Source organism: Rhizobium sp. ZK1 (assembly GCF_047782645.1).
GTDB lineage: Bacteria > Pseudomonadota > Alphaproteobacteria > Rhizobiales > Rhizobiaceae > Rhizobium.
Genome location: NZ_CP180586.1, coordinates 2,481,624 through 2,498,273 on the forward strand (window position 1 = coordinate 2,481,624; position 16,650 = coordinate 2,498,273).

Annotated in this window: 17 protein-coding genes; 5 read left to right on the top strand and 12 right to left on the bottom strand. The window is 63.4% G+C overall.

Annotation, left to right across the window (positions count from 1 at the left end; translation table 11 throughout):
• Positions 1-11: 11 nt before the first annotated feature.
• Genes ACK9YZ_RS12915 through ACK9YZ_RS12925 form a run of 3 tightly spaced genes read right to left on the bottom strand, consistent with a single transcriptional unit; the run spans position 12 to position 1,726 of the window.
• Positions 12-923, bottom strand: a complete 912-nt coding sequence (locus ACK9YZ_RS12915) for an agmatinase (protein ID WP_416064085.1) — start codon at positions 921-923, stop codon at positions 12-14.
• A gap of 19 nt (positions 924-942) precedes the next feature.
• On the bottom strand, positions 943-1,398 hold the full coding sequence (locus ACK9YZ_RS12920) for an SRPBCC domain-containing protein (protein WP_416064086.1): 456 nt from the start codon (positions 1,396-1,398) through the stop codon (positions 943-945).
• Between the two features lies 1 nt (position 1,399).
• Positions 1,400-1,726, bottom strand: a complete 327-nt coding sequence (locus tag ACK9YZ_RS12925) for an ArsR/SmtB family transcription factor (protein WP_416064087.1) — start codon at positions 1,724-1,726, stop codon at positions 1,400-1,402.
• A 48-nt stretch (positions 1,727-1,774) separates the two neighbouring features.
• Between ACK9YZ_RS12925 and ACK9YZ_RS12930 the strand changes: the two genes are divergently transcribed.
• Positions 1,775-2,137, top strand: a complete 363-nt coding sequence (locus tag ACK9YZ_RS12930; protein WP_416064088.1) for a DUF1127 domain-containing protein — start codon at positions 1,775-1,777, stop codon at positions 2,135-2,137.
• A 104-nt stretch (positions 2,138-2,241) separates the two neighbouring features.
• A complete protein-coding gene (locus tag ACK9YZ_RS12935; RefSeq protein ID WP_416066737.1) occupies positions 2,242-3,354 on the top strand; it encodes an MFS transporter in 1,113 nt (370 codons plus the stop codon).
• A gap of 8 nt (positions 3,355-3,362) precedes the next feature.
• Here ACK9YZ_RS12935 and cbiB read toward each other — a convergent pair whose 3' ends face one another.
• From cbiB to ACK9YZ_RS12965, 6 genes are all read right to left on the bottom strand, one after another.
• Positions 3,363-4,343, bottom strand: coding sequence for an adenosylcobinamide-phosphate synthase CbiB (gene cbiB, locus ACK9YZ_RS12940; RefSeq protein ID WP_416064089.1), 981 nt, complete (start codon positions 4,341-4,343; stop codon positions 3,363-3,365).
• On the bottom strand, positions 4,340-5,341 hold the full coding sequence (gene cobD / locus ACK9YZ_RS12945) for a threonine-phosphate decarboxylase CobD (protein ID WP_416064090.1): 1,002 nt from the start codon (positions 5,339-5,341) through the stop codon (positions 4,340-4,342). The genes cbiB and cobD overlap by 4 nt, the downstream gene beginning before the upstream one ends.
• On the bottom strand, positions 5,338-6,645 hold the full coding sequence (locus ACK9YZ_RS12950; RefSeq protein WP_416064091.1) for a cobyrinate a,c-diamide synthase: 1,308 nt from the start codon (positions 6,643-6,645) through the stop codon (positions 5,338-5,340). The genes cobD and ACK9YZ_RS12950 overlap by 4 nt, the downstream gene beginning before the upstream one ends.
• Positions 6,642-7,490 (bottom strand): uroporphyrinogen-III C-methyltransferase, encoded by an 849-nt coding sequence (cobA, locus tag ACK9YZ_RS12955; protein ID WP_416064092.1) that lies wholly within the window; start codon positions 7,488-7,490, stop codon positions 6,642-6,644. Before cobA ends, ACK9YZ_RS12950 begins: the two co-directional genes overlap by 4 nt.
• Before the next feature lie 194 nt (positions 7,491-7,684).
• Positions 7,685-8,635 carry a nucleoside hydrolase gene (locus ACK9YZ_RS12960; protein WP_416064093.1) on the bottom strand — a complete coding sequence of 317 codons (951 nt, stop codon included), beginning with the start codon at positions 8,633-8,635 and terminating at the stop codon, positions 7,685-7,687.
• 69 nt (positions 8,636-8,704) lie between these two features.
• A complete protein-coding gene (locus tag ACK9YZ_RS12965; protein WP_416064094.1) occupies positions 8,705-9,124 on the bottom strand; it encodes a cobalamin biosynthesis protein in 420 nt (139 codons plus the stop codon).
• Between the two features lie 128 nt (positions 9,125-9,252).
• On the opposite strand from ACK9YZ_RS12965, the gene ACK9YZ_RS12970 reads away from it, so the two are divergent.
• Positions 9,253-10,038, top strand: coding sequence for a TSUP family transporter (locus ACK9YZ_RS12970; RefSeq protein WP_416064095.1), 786 nt, complete (start codon positions 9,253-9,255; stop codon positions 10,036-10,038).
• Here ACK9YZ_RS12970 and ACK9YZ_RS12975 read toward each other — a convergent pair.
• On the bottom strand, positions 10,035-10,682 hold the full coding sequence (locus tag ACK9YZ_RS12975) for an isochorismatase family protein (RefSeq protein ID WP_416064096.1): 648 nt from the start codon (positions 10,680-10,682) through the stop codon (positions 10,035-10,037). The genes ACK9YZ_RS12970 and ACK9YZ_RS12975 overlap by 4 nt on opposite strands.
• Positions 10,683-10,823: 141 nt before the next feature.
• Here ACK9YZ_RS12975 and ACK9YZ_RS12980 point away from each other — a divergent pair, with 141 nt between their 5' ends.
• Together ACK9YZ_RS12980 and ACK9YZ_RS12985 are read left to right on the top strand one after the other, a co-directional pair.
• Positions 10,824-11,252: a nuclear transport factor 2 family protein gene (locus ACK9YZ_RS12980; protein ID WP_416064097.1), complete on the top strand. Its 429-nt coding sequence runs from the start codon at positions 10,824-10,826 to the stop codon at positions 11,250-11,252.
• The gene (locus ACK9YZ_RS12985) at positions 11,252-12,046 is read left to right on the top strand and encodes a helix-turn-helix domain-containing protein (protein WP_416064098.1); all 795 of its coding nucleotides are present in this window, start codon (positions 11,252-11,254) and stop codon (positions 12,044-12,046) included. The genes ACK9YZ_RS12980 and ACK9YZ_RS12985 overlap by 1 nt, the downstream gene beginning before the upstream one ends.
• Positions 12,047-12,049: 3 nt before the next feature.
• On the opposite strand, the gene cobO is transcribed toward ACK9YZ_RS12985, so the two are convergent.
• Entirely contained in the window at positions 12,050-12,682 is a 633-nt protein-coding gene (gene cobO, locus ACK9YZ_RS12990; RefSeq protein WP_216755083.1) for a cob(I)yrinic acid a,c-diamide adenosyltransferase, read from the bottom strand.
• Positions 12,679-16,644, bottom strand: a complete 3,966-nt coding sequence (gene cobN / locus ACK9YZ_RS12995; RefSeq protein ID WP_416064099.1) for a cobaltochelatase subunit CobN — start codon at positions 16,642-16,644, stop codon at positions 12,679-12,681. The genes cobO and cobN overlap by 4 nt, the downstream gene beginning before the upstream one ends.
• Positions 16,645-16,650 lie beyond the last annotated feature (6 nt).

Here is a 16,650-nt window from a genome sequence, read left to right on the forward strand (position 1 = left end):
GACGCCCGGTTTCAGCCCTGCCGGACGATGGCGCCGATCGCATTGACGAGCAGGCGCGATGCTGTCAGCGCCGACAGGCCGTCAATGTCGGCCGGAGGGTAAAACTCGACCAGATCGAACCCGGCGATTCTCGCCCGCCTGCCGAGACCGGCGATCAGGTCGATTACCTGCGTGTAAGTCAGCCCGCCAGGAGTACGCGCCGCCACGCCCGGCATGATGCCGGGATCGAGGCCATCGCAATCGAGCGTGACGACCGCCCGCACGCCCTCGGGGATATGCCGCAAGGCGGCCTCGACGCCGGCGGCATGAATCTCGCGGGCGGTCACGAGATGGCTGCCATAGCGCAGCGCCGCTTCGATCTCGCTCAGGCGTGCGCTGCCCACGCCGCGCATGCCGACCTGCACGATGCCGGCGACGTGCAGCATCTCGCTGACCCTTCGCATCGGGTTCGAATAGCCATAGCGCTCGCCATGGAGCTCGTCGCGCCAGTCGATGTGAGCATCGATCTGCAGGACCCAGACAGGCCCGTGATCCGTAAAGCCCGCAAGGAAGGGAATGGGCACGGAATCGTCGCCGCCGATCAGGATCGGCACGGCCGACAAGGCCAGGACCTCGCGCGTCTTCGCCTCGATCCGCGCCCGGTTGCCTTCATTGTCGTGCATGATGGTTTCGATCTCGCCGGCATCGACGCAGGAGACTGGTCCACCGGCAAAGAGCGGCCCGCCGAGATCGAAATCCCAATGCTCGATGAGACCGGCATCCTCCTGGCTCGCAGCGCGGATGGCGCCGGCGGCGAGCGCATAGCCGCTGCTGTCCTTGCCGGTATAGGTGCTGCCGTGGGCGGCGGAGAAGATCACCGCTTGCGGCGTGCAGCCATCGGCCAGGCGATCGGGAAGGCCGAGAAAGGAAGATGAACCAGTCATGTCTTTTTGTCCTGATGGGTCACGCCGACACCATCGTATCGGTGGCCAGAAACTCCTCCAGCGCCTTCAGCAATGCCGTCCATCCATGCTTGCGGCCTTCGGCACCGTCGCTTGGCGGAATGACGCACATCTGTTCGGTATAGGTCAATCGGGTGCCGCCGTCGTGGTCCGCAAAGACGACGGTGGCGAGCGACACTGAATGGATTCTCCCATTCAGCGCCATCGAATAGGCAAAGACGATCCGCTCACGGTCTGCGATCTCGAAATACCGGGTTTCGTTGGTATGCGTGCCCATATCCGAGACATGCGTGAGATGCTCGGCCCCGCCTGGCCAGAACTCCAGTTTGGTCATGCCCTGGCCGAGCCACGCTTTCTTCTTTTCCATCAGCGCCCAGGCAGACCAGACATGGTCGCGGCAATTCGGCAGGATACGTTCGATCACGATCGTTTCATGAACTTGCTTTGGATTTGTCATCTCATTGCTCCTGATTAAGAAACGTGGCCAGGCGATCGAGACGGCCTTCCAGGGCACGGCGATGCTCGTGCACCCATGATTCGACCCAATTCAGTGCATCCGGCGCGAGACTGACGGTTCGAACCCTGCCCGATTTGACCGACGTTACAAGCTCGGCCTCTTCGAGAACCCGCAGGTGTTTGAGAAAGGAAGGACGCGCCAGATCAAAGGGTTCGGACAACTCGGAGACTGACGCAGGCCCCTTCACAAGTCTTTCGACGACCGCGAGCCGCGTCGGATCGGAGAGAGCGCCAAAGAGGCGTGGCAAGTTTGGTTCATACGTAGCCATATGGCTACGTAACCACGGGGAGGCCCCACTGTCAACATAGGTAGCCAGATGGATACCTTTTCGACGGCTTTGGAAATTTTTGAGAACTTTTTGGAAGCGCTTAATTACGGCACTCGCCGCATCCTCCAGACTCCGGTCTCGTTCGAAGTCGAAGGTTCTAAACCTTCAAACCTGATGGAGGTTATCATGAGCGATTGCTGCACTCCTGCATGCGCCTCGCATCGCAGACCGTCGCACAGGCATCATGGCCCGATCGTCCTGCGAAGCGTAGTCGTACGCTGGTTCTGGCGCATCCACATCCGCCGGGAGCGGAAACAAAGGTCGAAGATCAGCCCCGCCCTGCTCGATGACATCGGTCTGCCGCAGCAACAGGCAGGGTCGGAGGCCACTGGGTTCTTCTGGCACGTATGAGGCAAAATGCCGCGATGAAAGACGATCGCCAGTTCCCCCAAGCAGCAAGAATCGACCGGCCCGCCACGACACCGCCGCAAGACGCGCGCCTCCCTTGGGCCGCGATGGCAGGCATTATCGCGACCGTCTCGGTCTTTGCCATGGCGCAGGGCCTGACCTATCCACTTCTGAGCTTCATCCTCGAGCGGCAGGGCATACCATCCGGCCTGATCGGCCTGTCGGCGGCGATGACACCAACCGGCTTCATCGTCTCGGCCCCCTTCATTCCCGCCCTGTCGCGCCGCTTCGGCGCCATCAGGCTTGCCATCCTCTGCTCGGTCCTCGCAGCGCTGAGCCTGAGCGCCATTGCCGCGATACAAAATATCTGGGCCTGGATGCCGCTTCGCTTCCTGCTCGGCTTCTTCGCCAATCCGCTTTACGTCATCAGCGAGACGTGGCTGCTCGCCATCACGCCCGCAGCGCGCCGTGGCCGCATCATGGGCCTCTATTCCTCGATCGTGTCAGGAGGCTTTGCCATCGGTCCGCTTTCGCTCGGCCTCGTTGGCACCGAGGGCTGGCCGCCCTTCCTGATCGGCATCGCAGCCTTCCTTGCCTGCGGCCTGATCGTGCTTGCGGCCACCCCTCGCCTGCCGGACATGCCGCGAGAAGGCGAACCCACATCGGTCGGTGGCTTCTTTAAGCTGGCGCCGCTCCTGCTCTTTGCCGTTTTCGTCGCCGCTGGTTTCGAGCAGATCCTGCTCGCCCTCTTCGCCGTCTACGGCGCCGCCCTCGACAGCGCCGAACAGCGCATCGCCTCGCTGATCACCTGTTTCATCGCAGGCAATGCCATGCTGCAGATCGTGCTCGGCCGCATCGCCGAAAACCTCGGCTCGCGCCGCACCCTGCTCCGCTGCGTCCTCGCCTGCCTCGCCGGCTGCCTGCTTTTTCCAGTCGTCTTCGACACCTGGCTCATCTGGCCACTGGTCTTCATCTGGGGCGGCGTCTCCTTCGGCATCTACACCCTGTCGCTGATCCAGCTCGGCGAGCGCTTCACCGGCCAGTCCCTCATCGCCGGCAACGCCGCCTTCGCCCTGGTCTGGGGCCTCGGCGGCATCCTCGGCTCGCCCGCGACGGGTGTTGCGATGCAGATGATAGGCCACCAGGGCCTGCCGCTGTCGCTCGGCCTGCTGAGCGGTGCGCTGGCGGTACTGCTGATGACGAAGAAAAGGTTGGGCTGACGGCCGACCTAAAGCAGGCAGACGAAGGCCACGAAGACGACCAGCGTCAGCGCCATGCAGCTCGCCTGGAAGACCGAGATCCCGTCCTCGACATCATCAGCCGTCGCCACATCCCGACCCGCGCCGTTGATCATCGGCTCGCGCACGACCATGCCCGAATAGACGCGCGGGCCGGCAAGCTGGAGATCGAGCGCGCCTGCCATCGCCGCTTCCGGACGGCCGGAATTCGGGGAGCGATGCAGCTTGCCGTCGCGGATGCCGACACGGAAGGACTCGTGGAAGGCCGACGTGCCACGACGGATGCCGGCGCCGACGGCGATCAGCAGAATGGAAAGACGGGCAGCCGGCCAGTTGGCGATATCGTCGAGACGGGCCGAGGCCCAACCGAAATCGACATATTTTTCCGACCGGTGGCCGATCATCGAATCCGCCGTGTTCAGCATCTTGTAGAAGAACAGGCCCGGCAGGCCGAAGATCGCGTACCAGAGCGCAGGTGCGACGACGCCATCGGAGAAATTCTCGGCGAGGCTCTCGATCGCCGCGCGACAGACGCCCGGCTCATCCAGCGTTTCCGGATCGCGCCCGACGATGCGCGATACCGCCTTGCGCCCGCCGACGAGGCCCTCGCTCTTCAGTGCCGTGGCAACCGCCGCGACATGGTCCGACAGGCTCTTCTGCGCCAGGAAGATCGCCACGCAGAAGACTTCAAGCAGGATGCCGACCGGGCCGAAGAGCATGAGGAACCAGTGCAGCACCAGACCGGTGACCACAGCAAGCGCCGAAAGCGCCAGGATCGCCACCACGCCATTCTGCTTGCGCTGCGCCTTGCTCAGGCTCTCGCGGTTGAAATGCTGGTCGAAATAGCCGATCGCCCGGCCGAAGATCGCAACCGGATGCGGCACGCGCATCCACAGCCATTGCGGATCGCCGATGATGCGATCGAGCAGCAGAGCCAGAACCAGCACGAGAAAATGTTCATCCAAACTCATCGCTCAAAGCTCCGAAGGGCCGCAGCCAGTCTCGCGTCATCAGCAGCGTCAGGTGTTAGGCCGAAGCGCAGCCAGTCCGGCGCGTAATCGAACCGGCGGACGAGAATATGATGGCGGCAGAGAGTCGTGTAAATGTCGCCGGCTCTGGCGTCGGCAACAAGCGTGAAAAGCGGCGTCCCGCCCGCAATGGCAAGGCCGGCGCCGGCAAGAATGGCATGAAGGGCAGCCTGGCGCTCTGCAATCGAGCGGGCAATCTCAGATAGGTCCGAATTCAGCAGCGAACCGGCAAGCGACAGCGCCGGCCCCGATACCGCCCAGGGACCGAGCCAGTCCTCGAAGCGAGCGAGAATATCGCCCCGCGCAATGGCAAAGCCGAGCCTCAGTCCCGCAAGCCCGAAGAACTTGCCGAAGGAGCGGAAAATGATGAGGTTCGAAAGCCCTGACGCTCGCGGCGCAAGGCTCGCCTCCGGGCTGGTATCGCCGAAAGCCTCGTCGACCACGAGAAAGCCGCCACCCGCCTTCAGCCGCTCGTGCAGCGCTTCCAGCCTGTCGGCAGTCTGTATCCGGCCATCCGGATTGTTCGGATTGACGACGACGGCCAGCCCATGCTCCGGACCGATATCCTCGATATCGCCGACCGCATCGACAGCAAAACCCGCAGCACCAAAGGCGCGCGCATATTCCCCATAGGTCGGCGACAGGATCGCAACTTTTCTGTCCCGCTTAACGAGCCGCGGCAGAAGCTGGATGATCGATTGCGTGCCGGGGACCGGAAGCGGCAGGATCGCGCCGCTGCGATAATGATCCCGCGCCGCATGCCGCGCCGTCTCGATCAGATGCCGGTCGGGCAGCCGATGCCACACCCTTGCGGGGATCTCCGGCAACGCTACCGGATTGGGATTGATGCCGGTGGAAAGATCCAGCCAGTCCTCCAGCCGACCGCCGAAGCTTGCTGCCGCTGCGGTAATGCCGCCGCCATGCATGATCGGCGCATTCATGCGGCAGCTCCGGCAAGATCGATCAGATGCATGTAGGAGCCGGCCACCTGCCCGCGCCTCAAGCCTGCGGCGCCGAGATCGTTGCCGAGCGCATCCTGCGTGGCAAACAGCCGGTCGGCCTCGCCTTCGGAAACGATAGTCGAATAGTGGAATTCATGCGCCGTCATCGGCTTGTCGAAGAAGGAGCCTTCGAGCGGCGTCACGCGCCGATAGCCGAGATGCCGCATGCGCGTCTCATAGCTGGTGACGACCGGCAGCAGGCCGAGCATTTCATGGCGCACGCCTCCCCCGTCGATCAGCCCGTCGCCGAGCACCATATAGCCGCCGCATTCGCCATAGATGCGCACGCCCCGCGCTGCCGCGGCCTTCATCGCCACGGCAAAATTCTGCGAGGCCGCGAGCCTGCCGGCATGCAGCTCGGGATATCCGCCCGGCAGATAGATCGCATCGGCACTCTCTGCCGGCCCCTCATCCGCCAGCGGCGAAAAGAAGGAAATCTCCGCCCCTCGCCGCCGCCAACCGAGCAGCATATGCTCGTAGCAGAAGGCAAAGGCGATATCGCGGGCAACGGCAATATGCCGGCCGAAGGGCATCAGCCGGGCAATATTGGCAGCCGATGGCCGGTTCATGCCCTGCCGCGCGATGCGCATCAGGAATTCGAAATTGCACTCTTCGGAGACGGCATTGGCCGCATAATCGATGAACTCCTCGAGCGCCGCATGCTCACCCGCCTGCACCAGCCCAAGATGCCGCTCCGGCAGGACGAGCATCGCATCCTTGCGGATGACGGCGACAACTGGCATGCGAATCTTGTCAAGCGCCTGCCGCAGCATCGACTCGTGCCGGTCGCTGCCGACCTTGTTAAGGATGACGCCGGCGATACGCACATCGGCACGGAAACCAGCAAAGCCGCTGACGAGCGGCGCCACCGACTGCGACAGTCGCGAGGCATCGACGACGAGCACCACGGAAAGCCCGAGCTGAGCCGCAAGATCGGCCGCCGTGCCGCGCCCGTCTGCCGCACCGTCGAACAGGCCCATCATGCCCTCGATGAGCAGCACCCGGTCGCCGGAGCGGTGCAGGGTAGCATTGGCCGAAATCAGCTCCGGCCGCATGCCCCAGGGATCGAAATTCAGGCAGAGCGTGCCGCTTGCCGCTGCGTGAAAGGCCGGGTCGATATAATCAGGCCCGGCCTTGCCAGGCGCCACCGCCACGCCGCGATTGCGCAGCGCCCGAAGCAGCCCGAGTGTCACCGTCGTCTTGCCGGAACCGGAGGATGGTGCGGCGATCAGCAACCCGCTCACGCTGTCTCCCTCCCTTGCCCGCCGACCTGTCGAAAAGGATCGGGCTGCAGCCGCCGTCCGCCAAGCGCACCAAGCCAGTCGAGCGAGGCCCGCAGCCGTACCACTTCGCCGACGACGACGATCGCCGGCGGCTCCAGCCCGGAGGCGGCAACGGCAACGACCGCTTCGCCAAGCGTCGTTTCCAGCACCTGCTGGTCGCCGGTCGCCGCATTGCAGACGAAGGCGACGGGCTCGGAGGCCGAACGGCCGGACGCAATGAGATTGGCGCTGATCTGGGCGATATGTTTCATCGCCATATACATGACGATGACAGGCGAGCCCTTGCCGATCGCCTCCCAATTGATCGCATCAGGCACGATGCCGGAGGAATCATGACCGGTGAGGAAGGTCACCGCATGGTTGATCTCCCGATGCGTCACCGGAATACCGGCATAAGCAAGCCCGCCGATCCCTGCGGTAATGCCCGGCACGATGCGGAACGGGATATTGTACTCGACCAGCGTCAGCGCCTCTTCCCCACCGCGTCCGAAGACGAAGGGATCGCCGCCCTTCAGCCGCAGCACGCGCTTTCCGGCCCGCGCCAGCTCCACCAGTCTCAGAGAAATATCCCGCTGCTTGGCCGACGGCTTGCCGCCGCGTTTTCCGGCATATTCGAGCTCGGCGCCAGAGCGTGCGAGTTTCAGGCATTCCTCATTGACCAGCGCGTCATGGACGATCACATCGGCCTCGGCGAGCCCCTTGGCAGCAAGGAGAGTCAGCAGGCCCGGATCGCCCGGACCGGCGCCAACAAGCCAGACGCTGCCCGGCTCCAGCGCCGACAGATATGAGAATGCGCTATCAATCATCCCGCTGATCTAGGCCCGGCTGATGACGAGGTCAACGGCATCAGAGGTCGCGCACCGGAAGTTGACGAAACGGAGTTGAATCAACTCCGGAAGAAGCGGAATCAATTCCGAAAGAAATCCAGACAAACGATTGATTGGACTCCAAAATAGAAAATGGACCAACCGCAGAACACGCGGCCGGCCCGTTGACACCATCAGACCCGCAGAAGCGTCTCGCGAATCAAACCGATCACCTTTTCCGACTCGATGCCGGTGGCAACGCTCTGGCTCGGCAGGCCATCCCAGTGACCCGGCGGGAAGTGGCGGCCATCCGGCTTGACGACCGTCTGGCCGTCGGCAATGCCGCCACAGACGACGCGCACTGCGCCCGTGATCGTCTTGAACAGTTCCGGTGCCACGACATAGACGCTGGCGCAGCTGTCATGCACCATCATGCCGTCTTCGACCGCATGCCTGTAGAAGTCGATATAGGACTGCGAAAGCGCGTTGAGCTGCTTGACTGCCTTGTCGCCCTTGGTCGCCATATCGCCCAGATAGCTGCGGCTCATCGTGGTGATCGCCGTGACATCGAGACCGATGACGACGACCTTCCAAGGCGCGGTCAGCACGATATCGGCCGCTTCCGGATCGCCGTGAATATTGGCTTCGGCCACCGGCGAGACATTGCCGGGCAGATAGAAATTGCCGCCCATGATGACGACGTCCTTCACGAGGCTGGCGATTTCGGGGTCCTCCTTCAGCGCCAAGGCCAGGTTTGTCATGCGGCCGACGGCGACCAGCCTCACCTCGCCCGGATTGGCGCGCACGGTGTCGATGATGAAACGATGCGCCGGGCGCGGATCGAGCGGCAGGTCGATGACATCAGGCACCGGCATGTCGCCGAGGCCATTTTCGCCATGCACCATGGTCGGCCAAGGACGCTCCTGTCGAGACGGATCGATGGTCACGCTCGCCCCCCTGGCAACGGGGGCAGCAATATCCCACTCCCGCTTCAGGAACAGTGCATTGCGCGTCGTCGTCTCGATCGAGGCATTGCCGAAGACAGTGGTGATGCCGACGAGATCGATCTCGGGATGGCGATGCAGGAAAAGCAGCGCCATTGCGTCATCGACGCCCGGATCCGTGTCATAAATGACCTTGTGCATGTATATCCTCTAGATGTGAATCGCTGGCCTGCCGGACGGCGCCGCGAGATGCGCCCACCATAACGCCCGTCAGGCTTTCTGCAACCCGATGCGGGCGATTGCGGCTGTCGCATGCCGAGATTTGATCTTGCCGAGCGTCAGCTCCGCATCCGCGCCAAGAGCCGCAAGGGCAGCGGATTCCGCCACGCCATGGCAGCCGACGCGGGCAAAGACGATCTCGGAGGGATTTTTGAGCCGTGGTGTCTCCGCCTCCAGCCGCGCCGCATCGAAGAACACGGAGGGCACGGCAAAATGCGCCGCAACGGCAAGGATCGCCCGTTCTGCCCTTCGGCTGTCGATCGAAGCGACAGCGGCAAGCCCCGCCCTGCTGATGCCGGCCGCTTCAAGCGCCTCGACAGCCAGCGCCATCACCTCGCCAACCGAAGCCCCGCGCTCGCAGCCAAGCCCGAGCACGTGCCGTCTTGCCTCATCGATGATGATCTCACTCATTCCCGTCAGCCGATTACGCCCCACCGTGTCCCTGGAGCCATTGCAGCTTGGGACCGGAAATGCAACAAGGCCGCCCGAACGCCCTGCCCCGTGCACTCACCCTTGAATGCCCCTCCCGGAATAGCCTCGTGCCTGACATTGCCATCCATCTGCTTCTGCTGCTTTGTGCGGCTGCCTTCTTTGCCGGTTTCGTCGATTCCATTGCCGGTGGCGGGGGCCTGATAACCGTTCCCGCCATGCTGATCGCAGGCATCCCGCCGCTGCAGACGCTCGGTACCAACAAGGTGCAGTCGCTCTTCGGCGCCGCGTCGGCAACCATCGCCTATGCCCGCAAGGGCCATGTCAAACTTTCGGAACAATTGCCGATGGCGCTGATGGCCGTCATGGGCGGTTCGCTGGGTGCCGCCCTCGCCACCCTCGTTCCCGGCCAGGTGTTGCAGGCGGTCATGCCGGTGCTGCTGGTCGCGATCGCCATCTTCTTCGCCGTCAAGCCGAACCTCAACGATTCCGACACGCACCGCCGGATGACGCCCTTTCTCTTCGGCCTGACGCTGGTGCCTGTCATCGGCTTCTACGACGGCGTCTTCGGCCCCGGCACCGGCTCCTTCTTCATGCTCGCCTTCGTCACCCTCGCCGGTTTCGGCATGCTGAAGGCGACGGCCCATACCAAGCTTCTCAATCTCGGCTCGAATTTCGGCGCCCTCGTCGTCTTCGCAAGCTTCGGCGCCACCCTCTGGAAGATCGGCCTCCTGATGGGCGTCTGCCAGTTTCTCGGCGCGCAGCTCGGCTCCCGGCTCGCCATGCGCATCGGCGCAAAACTCATCAAGCCGCTGCTCGTCATCGTCTGCATCGCTTTCGCGATCAAACTTCTGGCCGACCCGACAAACCCGCTGCGTGTCTGGCTCGGAGTTTAGAACTTGATCTCATCAATCGCAGTTAGCGTCGTCTTGGCCGAAACACCCGGCGCATTGGCAAAGTGCCAGGCGACATATTGCTCGGCATAAGGGTCGGTCGACGACATGCCATCGACGGGTAGGATAACGCTCATGCCCTTCAGCGCCGCATAGGAGGCCGTGTTCAGCACGGCGCCTTCCGATGCCGTGCCGGCCACGATAATGGTCTTGATGTGCTTCTCGGTCAGGATCTTTTCGAGATCGGTATTGATAAACTTGTTGGCGCCTCCTTGCACCACCGGATCGCCCTCTTTCGGCGCCAGAACGGTGGCGATATCGCCCTTCGTGGCGCCACCAGTGATGCTATAGATAACGGGCACGCCGCTCTTGCGCGCTTCATTCAGAAGCTTTTCCACCTTCGGAAGCGAGGCGATGCAGCGCGGTTTGTTCTTCGTGTTGCATGGCCCCTTGGTCGGGTCCTGCGCGCCGTTGAAATCGAGGAGCAGCAGCGCCGTATCCGAAGTATCCACACTGACCGGCTTCAGCGCCGGTGCCGGCGGCACCTTGATCGTATTCCAGTCATCGATAATAGTCGCCTGCGTCGCGGATGCGCTGAGAAGCACGATGGCGAATGCGGCTAAGGCTTTGTAAGACCGGGTTTTCAAGGCGGGTCTCCTCCGGAGCAAAAGGGTCGCGGCAAATCTCCGGGCTCGCCCCCTCACCTGTCAAATCACCAAGCCGCGACCTGAACTTGATCCGGCTTCCATTACCTCAGGCGTAATTGATAGGGTGCACCGCTTTCGCCGATGATCGCCCTGCCTGCAATTGACGGGCGATCAAAAGGAGATGACCCGATGCCCAATGCCCCGACAAACGACGCAAACACCAACGCCGAGCGCTACCTCGCCATCTGGAACGAGACGGATGCCGCTCGCCGCCGCGCTCTCATTGCCGAGAGCTGGGCGGATTCCGCAACCTATATCGATCCGCTGATGCGCGGCGAAGGCCACGAGCAGATCAACTCGCTGGTCGAGGCCGTGCAGAGCCGCTTCCCCGGCTTCCGCTTCGAGCTGATCGGCGCAGCCGACGGCTATGGCGATGTTCTTCGCTTCTCCTGGGGCCTCGGCCCTGAAAATGGCGAAGCGCTGATCAAGGGCACGGATTTTGCCGAACTCGAAGGCGGCAAGCTGAAATCCGTCCGCGGCTTCATCGACCAGCTGCCGGAAGCCGCCTGATGACGCCGACCGCCCGCTCTCTCGGAGATCACCTGCGCGAATGGCGCCAGCGCCGCCGCATGAGCCAGCTGGACCTGGCGCTCGAAGCCGATATTTCCCAACGGCACTTGAGCTTCATCGAGAGCGGGCGCTCGACCCCGAGCCGCGAGATGCTGCTGCATCTGGCCGAACGCCTCGGCGTGCCCTTGCGAGACCGGAACCCGCTGCTGCTGGCGGCGGGTTTCGCCCCGGTCTTTGCCGAACGCAAGCTGGATGACCCCGCCCTTGAACCGGCGCGGCGCGCCATCGACATGGTGCTGAAAGGCCATGAGCCCTTCCCCGCCATCGCCATCGACCGCCACTGGAGGCTGGTTGCGGCCAATGCCGCCATCGCACCGCTGCTGCAGGCCGTTGCCGATCCATCCTTGCTGGAACCGCCGATCAACGTGCTGCGCCTCAGCCTGCATCCGCAGGGCCTTGCGCCTGTCATCGCCAATCTTGCCGAATGGCGCGCCCACCTTCTCGACCGCCTGCGCCAGCAGATATCGGTCTCCGGCGATCCCGTCTTGGAAAAGCTTCTGAAGGAACTGCTCTCCTATCCCGCACCCGAAACTGCCGGCGAGAGCCATGCCGACCTTGCCGGAATCGCCGTTCCGCTGAAGCTTGCGACGAAAGCAGGTCTGCTCTCCTTCATCTCGACAACGACCGTCTTCGGCACGCCTGTCGATATCACCCTTTCGGAACTGGCGATCGAAACGCTCTTCCCGGCCGATGAGGAAACGGCCGCGATCCTGCGCGGCCACCTCGCAAACTGAGGATCAGAATTCCACGCCCGGCTGCCCCTTGATGCCGGAGCGGAAAGGATGCTTGATCAGCTCCATCTCGGTCACGAGATCGGCAATCTCGATCAGTTCGTCCTTAGCGTTGCGGCCCGTCAGCACGACATGCGTCATATAGGGCTTCTCGTTCCCCAGGAATTCCACCACCTCGTTGATATCGAGATAGTCGTAGCGCAGTGCGATATTGATCTCGTCGAGCAGCACCATGGAATTGCGCTCGTCGCGGATCAGTTCCTTGGCCTTTTCCCATGCCGCACCGGCCGCCGCCACGTCGCGCGCCCGGTCCTGCGTTTCCCAGGTAAAGCCCTCACCCATCGTATGGAACTGGCAGACATCGGAGAAGTGCTTCTCGATCAGGTCACGCTCGCCCGTCCACATCGCGCCCTTGATGAACTGCACGACGGCAGACGGCTTGCCATGGGCGATATGGCGGAAGATCATGCCGAAGGCGGCGGACGACTTGCCCTTGCCCTTGCCGGTGTGGACGATGATCAGGCCCTTCTCATCCGTCTTGCTGGCCATGATCTTGTCACGGGCAGCCTTCTTCTTCGCCATCTTCTCGGCGTGACGGGCATCGTCCTTTTCGGCTGGTACGACTGGCTCTTCGCTCATGACTGGCTGCCTGCTCTTTTCCTGGTTTCGTTGACTTCACTGAGGTCGAATTGGGCGGAGTTGCTGCGTGGCGTCCAGAGCTTGCGCTCGATCGCCTCCATCAGCCGCTCTTTCATCTCGGAAAGGGCAGCCGGGTTCTTCTCGGCCATGAAATCGCGCACCTTGGGATCGGCGACGAAAGCCTGATAGACCGCTTCGAAATGATGGTTGCCGACAGCACCGGTCGTCGCCGCAAAGGCAAAGAGATAATCGACCGTCGCTGATATCTCGAAAGCGCCCTTATAGCCGTGGCGCATGACGCCCTCGATCCATTTCGGATTGACGACACGCCCGCGCACCACCCGCCCGATCTCTTCTTCGAGCGAACGGATGACAGGCTTTTCCGGCCGCGAATGGTCATTGTGGTAGATCGCCGGCCGCGCGCCGGCGAGCTCTTCCGCCGCCGCCGCCATGCCGCCTTCGAACTGGTAATAATCGTCGCTGTCGAGCAGGTCGTGCTCGCGATTGTCCTGGTTCTGTACTACGGCCTGGATGGACCGCAGCCGTTCTTCGAAGACCCCGCGCTCGGCCTTGCCTTCCTCGCCCGCGCCATAGGCGTAGCTGCCCCAGACGAGATAGGCTTCGGCGAGATCGGCGCGACGCTCCCAGCCCTTCTCATCGATCAGCGCCTGCAGGCCCGCGCCATAGGCGCCGGGCTTGGAACCGAAGATGCGATAACCCGCCCGCTTCGCCGCCGCCTTCTCATCGAGCCCGGCCGCTGTCAGCCTCGCCGCCTCACCGCGCATGCGCGCGGCAATCGGATTATCCGCTGGATCCTCGTCCAATGCGCCGACAGCGCGGATCGCCTTGTCGAACAGCGCGATCTGCTCCGGGAAGGCATCGCGGAAAAAGCCCGAAATCCGCAGCGTCACATCCACCCGCGGCCGCCGCAGCATGGCCGGCGGAATGATCTCGTAGCCGGTGACGCGGCGCGAGGCCATGTCCCAGACCGGTTTGACGCCGATCAGCGCCAGCGCCTGGGCGATATCGTCGCCCCCGGTGCGCATATTCGACGTGCCCCAGGCCGTCAGCCCGAAGGAGACGGGCCATTCGCCATGATCCTGAACATAGCGGCGGATCAGCAGTTCGGCGGATTTCTTGCCGAGTTCGTAGGCCGCCGGCGTCGGCACCGCGCGGCTGTCCACCGAATAGAAATTCCGCCCCGTCGGCAGGACGTCAGGCCGCCCACGCGTCGGCGCACCGGATGGACCGGGCGGCACGAAACGGCCATCGAGACCGCGGAGCAGGCTGGCGATTTCCGCCGGGCCGCAGGCGAGGATGGAGGGTTTGAGGCGGGCTTCGATTTCTTCGAGGACGGCTCTGGTTTGGGACCAGAGGGTTGGGCACTCCATTTCGCCGGCAACGAGCTTGGCGGCGAGCAATTCGATACGCTCGACCGTGTCGCCGTTGGTGCGCCAGGGGGCGTCGGTGACATCGGCGAGGATTGGTGGTTTGGGGCCAGTCCAGATGGCGGCCATATCGCAGTCGAGAGGGTCGAAATAAGACCCCTCCCCAACCCGTCCCGACAGGTGGGAGGGGCTTACTGGGCGCACCGTCTCCGCCTCGTCTAAGACCACTGAACTTGCCGAAAGCGCGAGGCTAAGTCCCTCCCCCTTGTCGGGAGGGGTTGGGGAGGGTTTTTTCAACGCATCCCCCGCAATCGCCCGCTGCAAACTCGCATCCCCACCCTCACCCAGCCCACGCGGCACCCGCGCCAGCGCCACGGTGAGATCCGTCAGCAACCGCCCTTCCGGCGAAACACCGAACACATGCAGTCCATCCCGGATCTGCATCTCCTTGAGATCGCAGAGATAGGCATCGAGCTTCTTCAGCGCCTCGCCTTCGCTCTCGCCCTTGGCAATCCCCGCATCGCGATCCAGCCCGATATCGGCAACAAGCTCGAGGATCTGCTTACTGAGCAACCGGATCCGCCTCGGATCGCCGCCCGACGCCTCGTAATATTCGTCGACCAGCGCCTCCAGATCCTTGAGCGGCCCGTAGCTTTCGGCCCGCGTCAGCGGCGGCGTCAGGTGGTCGATGATGACGGCGCCGGTGCGGCGCTTGGCCTGCGTACCCTCGCCCGGATCGTTGACGATGAACGGATAGAGATGCGGCAGCGGCCCGAGGATCGCTTCGGGATAACAGGCTTCCGACAGCGCCAGCGCCTTGCCCGGTAGCCATTCCAGATTGCCATGCTTGCCCATGTGAATGACGGCATCGGCGCCGAACTCTTCACGCAGGAAAGCATAAAAGGCGAAATAGCCGTGCGGCGGCACGAGATCGGGCGAGTGATAGCTTTCCTTCGGATCGATATGATAGCCGCGCGCCGGCTGGATGCCGATCAGCAACCCGCCGAACCGGGCAAATGGCAGCGCGAAGCCGCCATCGCGCATATAGGGATCGGCCTCGGGCCCGCCCCAGCGGGCCATCACCTCATCCTGAATCTGATTGGGAAGAGACGAGAAGAAGTTCTTGTATCGACTCAAGGAAAGCCTCTCGCGCACCACCTTGCCGTCGAAACCGGAATTGGTCGGCCCCGCCATCAGATGCCGCATCAGCGCATCACCATCAGCCGGAATATCGGCGACAGGATAGCCGACCGCCTCCATCGCCCGCATCACCTCGATGGTGCCCGCTGGCGTATCAAGACCGACGCCATTGCCGAGCCGCCCATCGCGGTTCGGATAATTCGCCATGACGAGCGCGACCCGCCGCTCCGCCGCATTCCTCTGCCGCAACCGCGCCCAGTTGGCGGCAAGGGCGGCCACATATGCCATGCGCCCGGCATCAGGCTCGCTGGAGACGATATTGGCCTCGACCGCGGCATCATAGCGGGCGGCTGCCTTGAAGGAGACGGCACGCGACAGCACGCGGCCATCCACCTCCGGCAGCGCAACATTCATGCCGAGATCACGGGCCGAGAGCCCTTGCGACGAGGCAGCCCAGGCTTCCCGCGACGAGGCGGAAAAGATTGCCTGGAGCACGATGGCGTCGTTCGCCTCCAGTACCGTCGGCTCACGATCGGCGCCGGGGGCGGAGACGGCAAAGCCCGTCGTGTTGATGACGACTTCGGGCTTCAGGTCGGCGAAGATGCTTTCGAGTATGCCTTTCGAGACCGGGTCCTTGAGGCTGTAGGCGAAGACCGGCAGCGGACGCAGGCCTTGCGCCTGCAGAGCCTCGATCAAGGCTTCGACGGGGCGGGTTTCGCCGCTCTGCACGAGGGCGCGGTAGAAGGCGATGGCGACGGTAGGTCGGTCCGTGGGTTTGCATCCCACCTCTTCCGTCGAATGAGTGGTACCCTCTTCTTCGTCCGAGAGCGTGGTACCTGCAGAAACGCTAGTAACTAACCCCTTCCACTCCTCGACCCCAACCAGCCCCCGCCCCGGCCACCAGATCCCCGCCTTCATCAACGGCGCAGCCGGCGCCGGCTTCTCCGCTCCAGACAGCATCGCCGCCGCATAGGCAAGAAAGCCCCGCGCGTTAGCGTCTCCACCCTCGATCAGATAGCCCCATAGCGCATTGAGATCTTCAAGCGCCACATTCGAAAACGGCGTCAGCCCGGCATCCGGCTTGGAATCCCCCGGCAACACCGCAATCAGCGCACCACTGCGCGCCGCCACCGCATGCAGCGCCTCCAGCGCATAGTGGAAATAGCTCGCCCCACCCAGCGCCCGCACGATGATCAGCTTCGCATGCCGCGCCGTGCGTTCAACGTAAGTATCGACCGACATCGGATGCTTCAGGCTCATCAGGCTCGCAAGCCGCAGCGAATGCCCGGCCGCCCCGCCGGCATGCGCCGCGGCAATTGCCGCAAGCTCGGTGTCGGCAGCCGACAGGAACAGGATATCGCCCGGCGACTGGCCGAGGTCGATTGCCTCGTCCCCGTCGCTGATCGTTCCCTGCTGGGCCAGAAGCAGATGCATTTTATA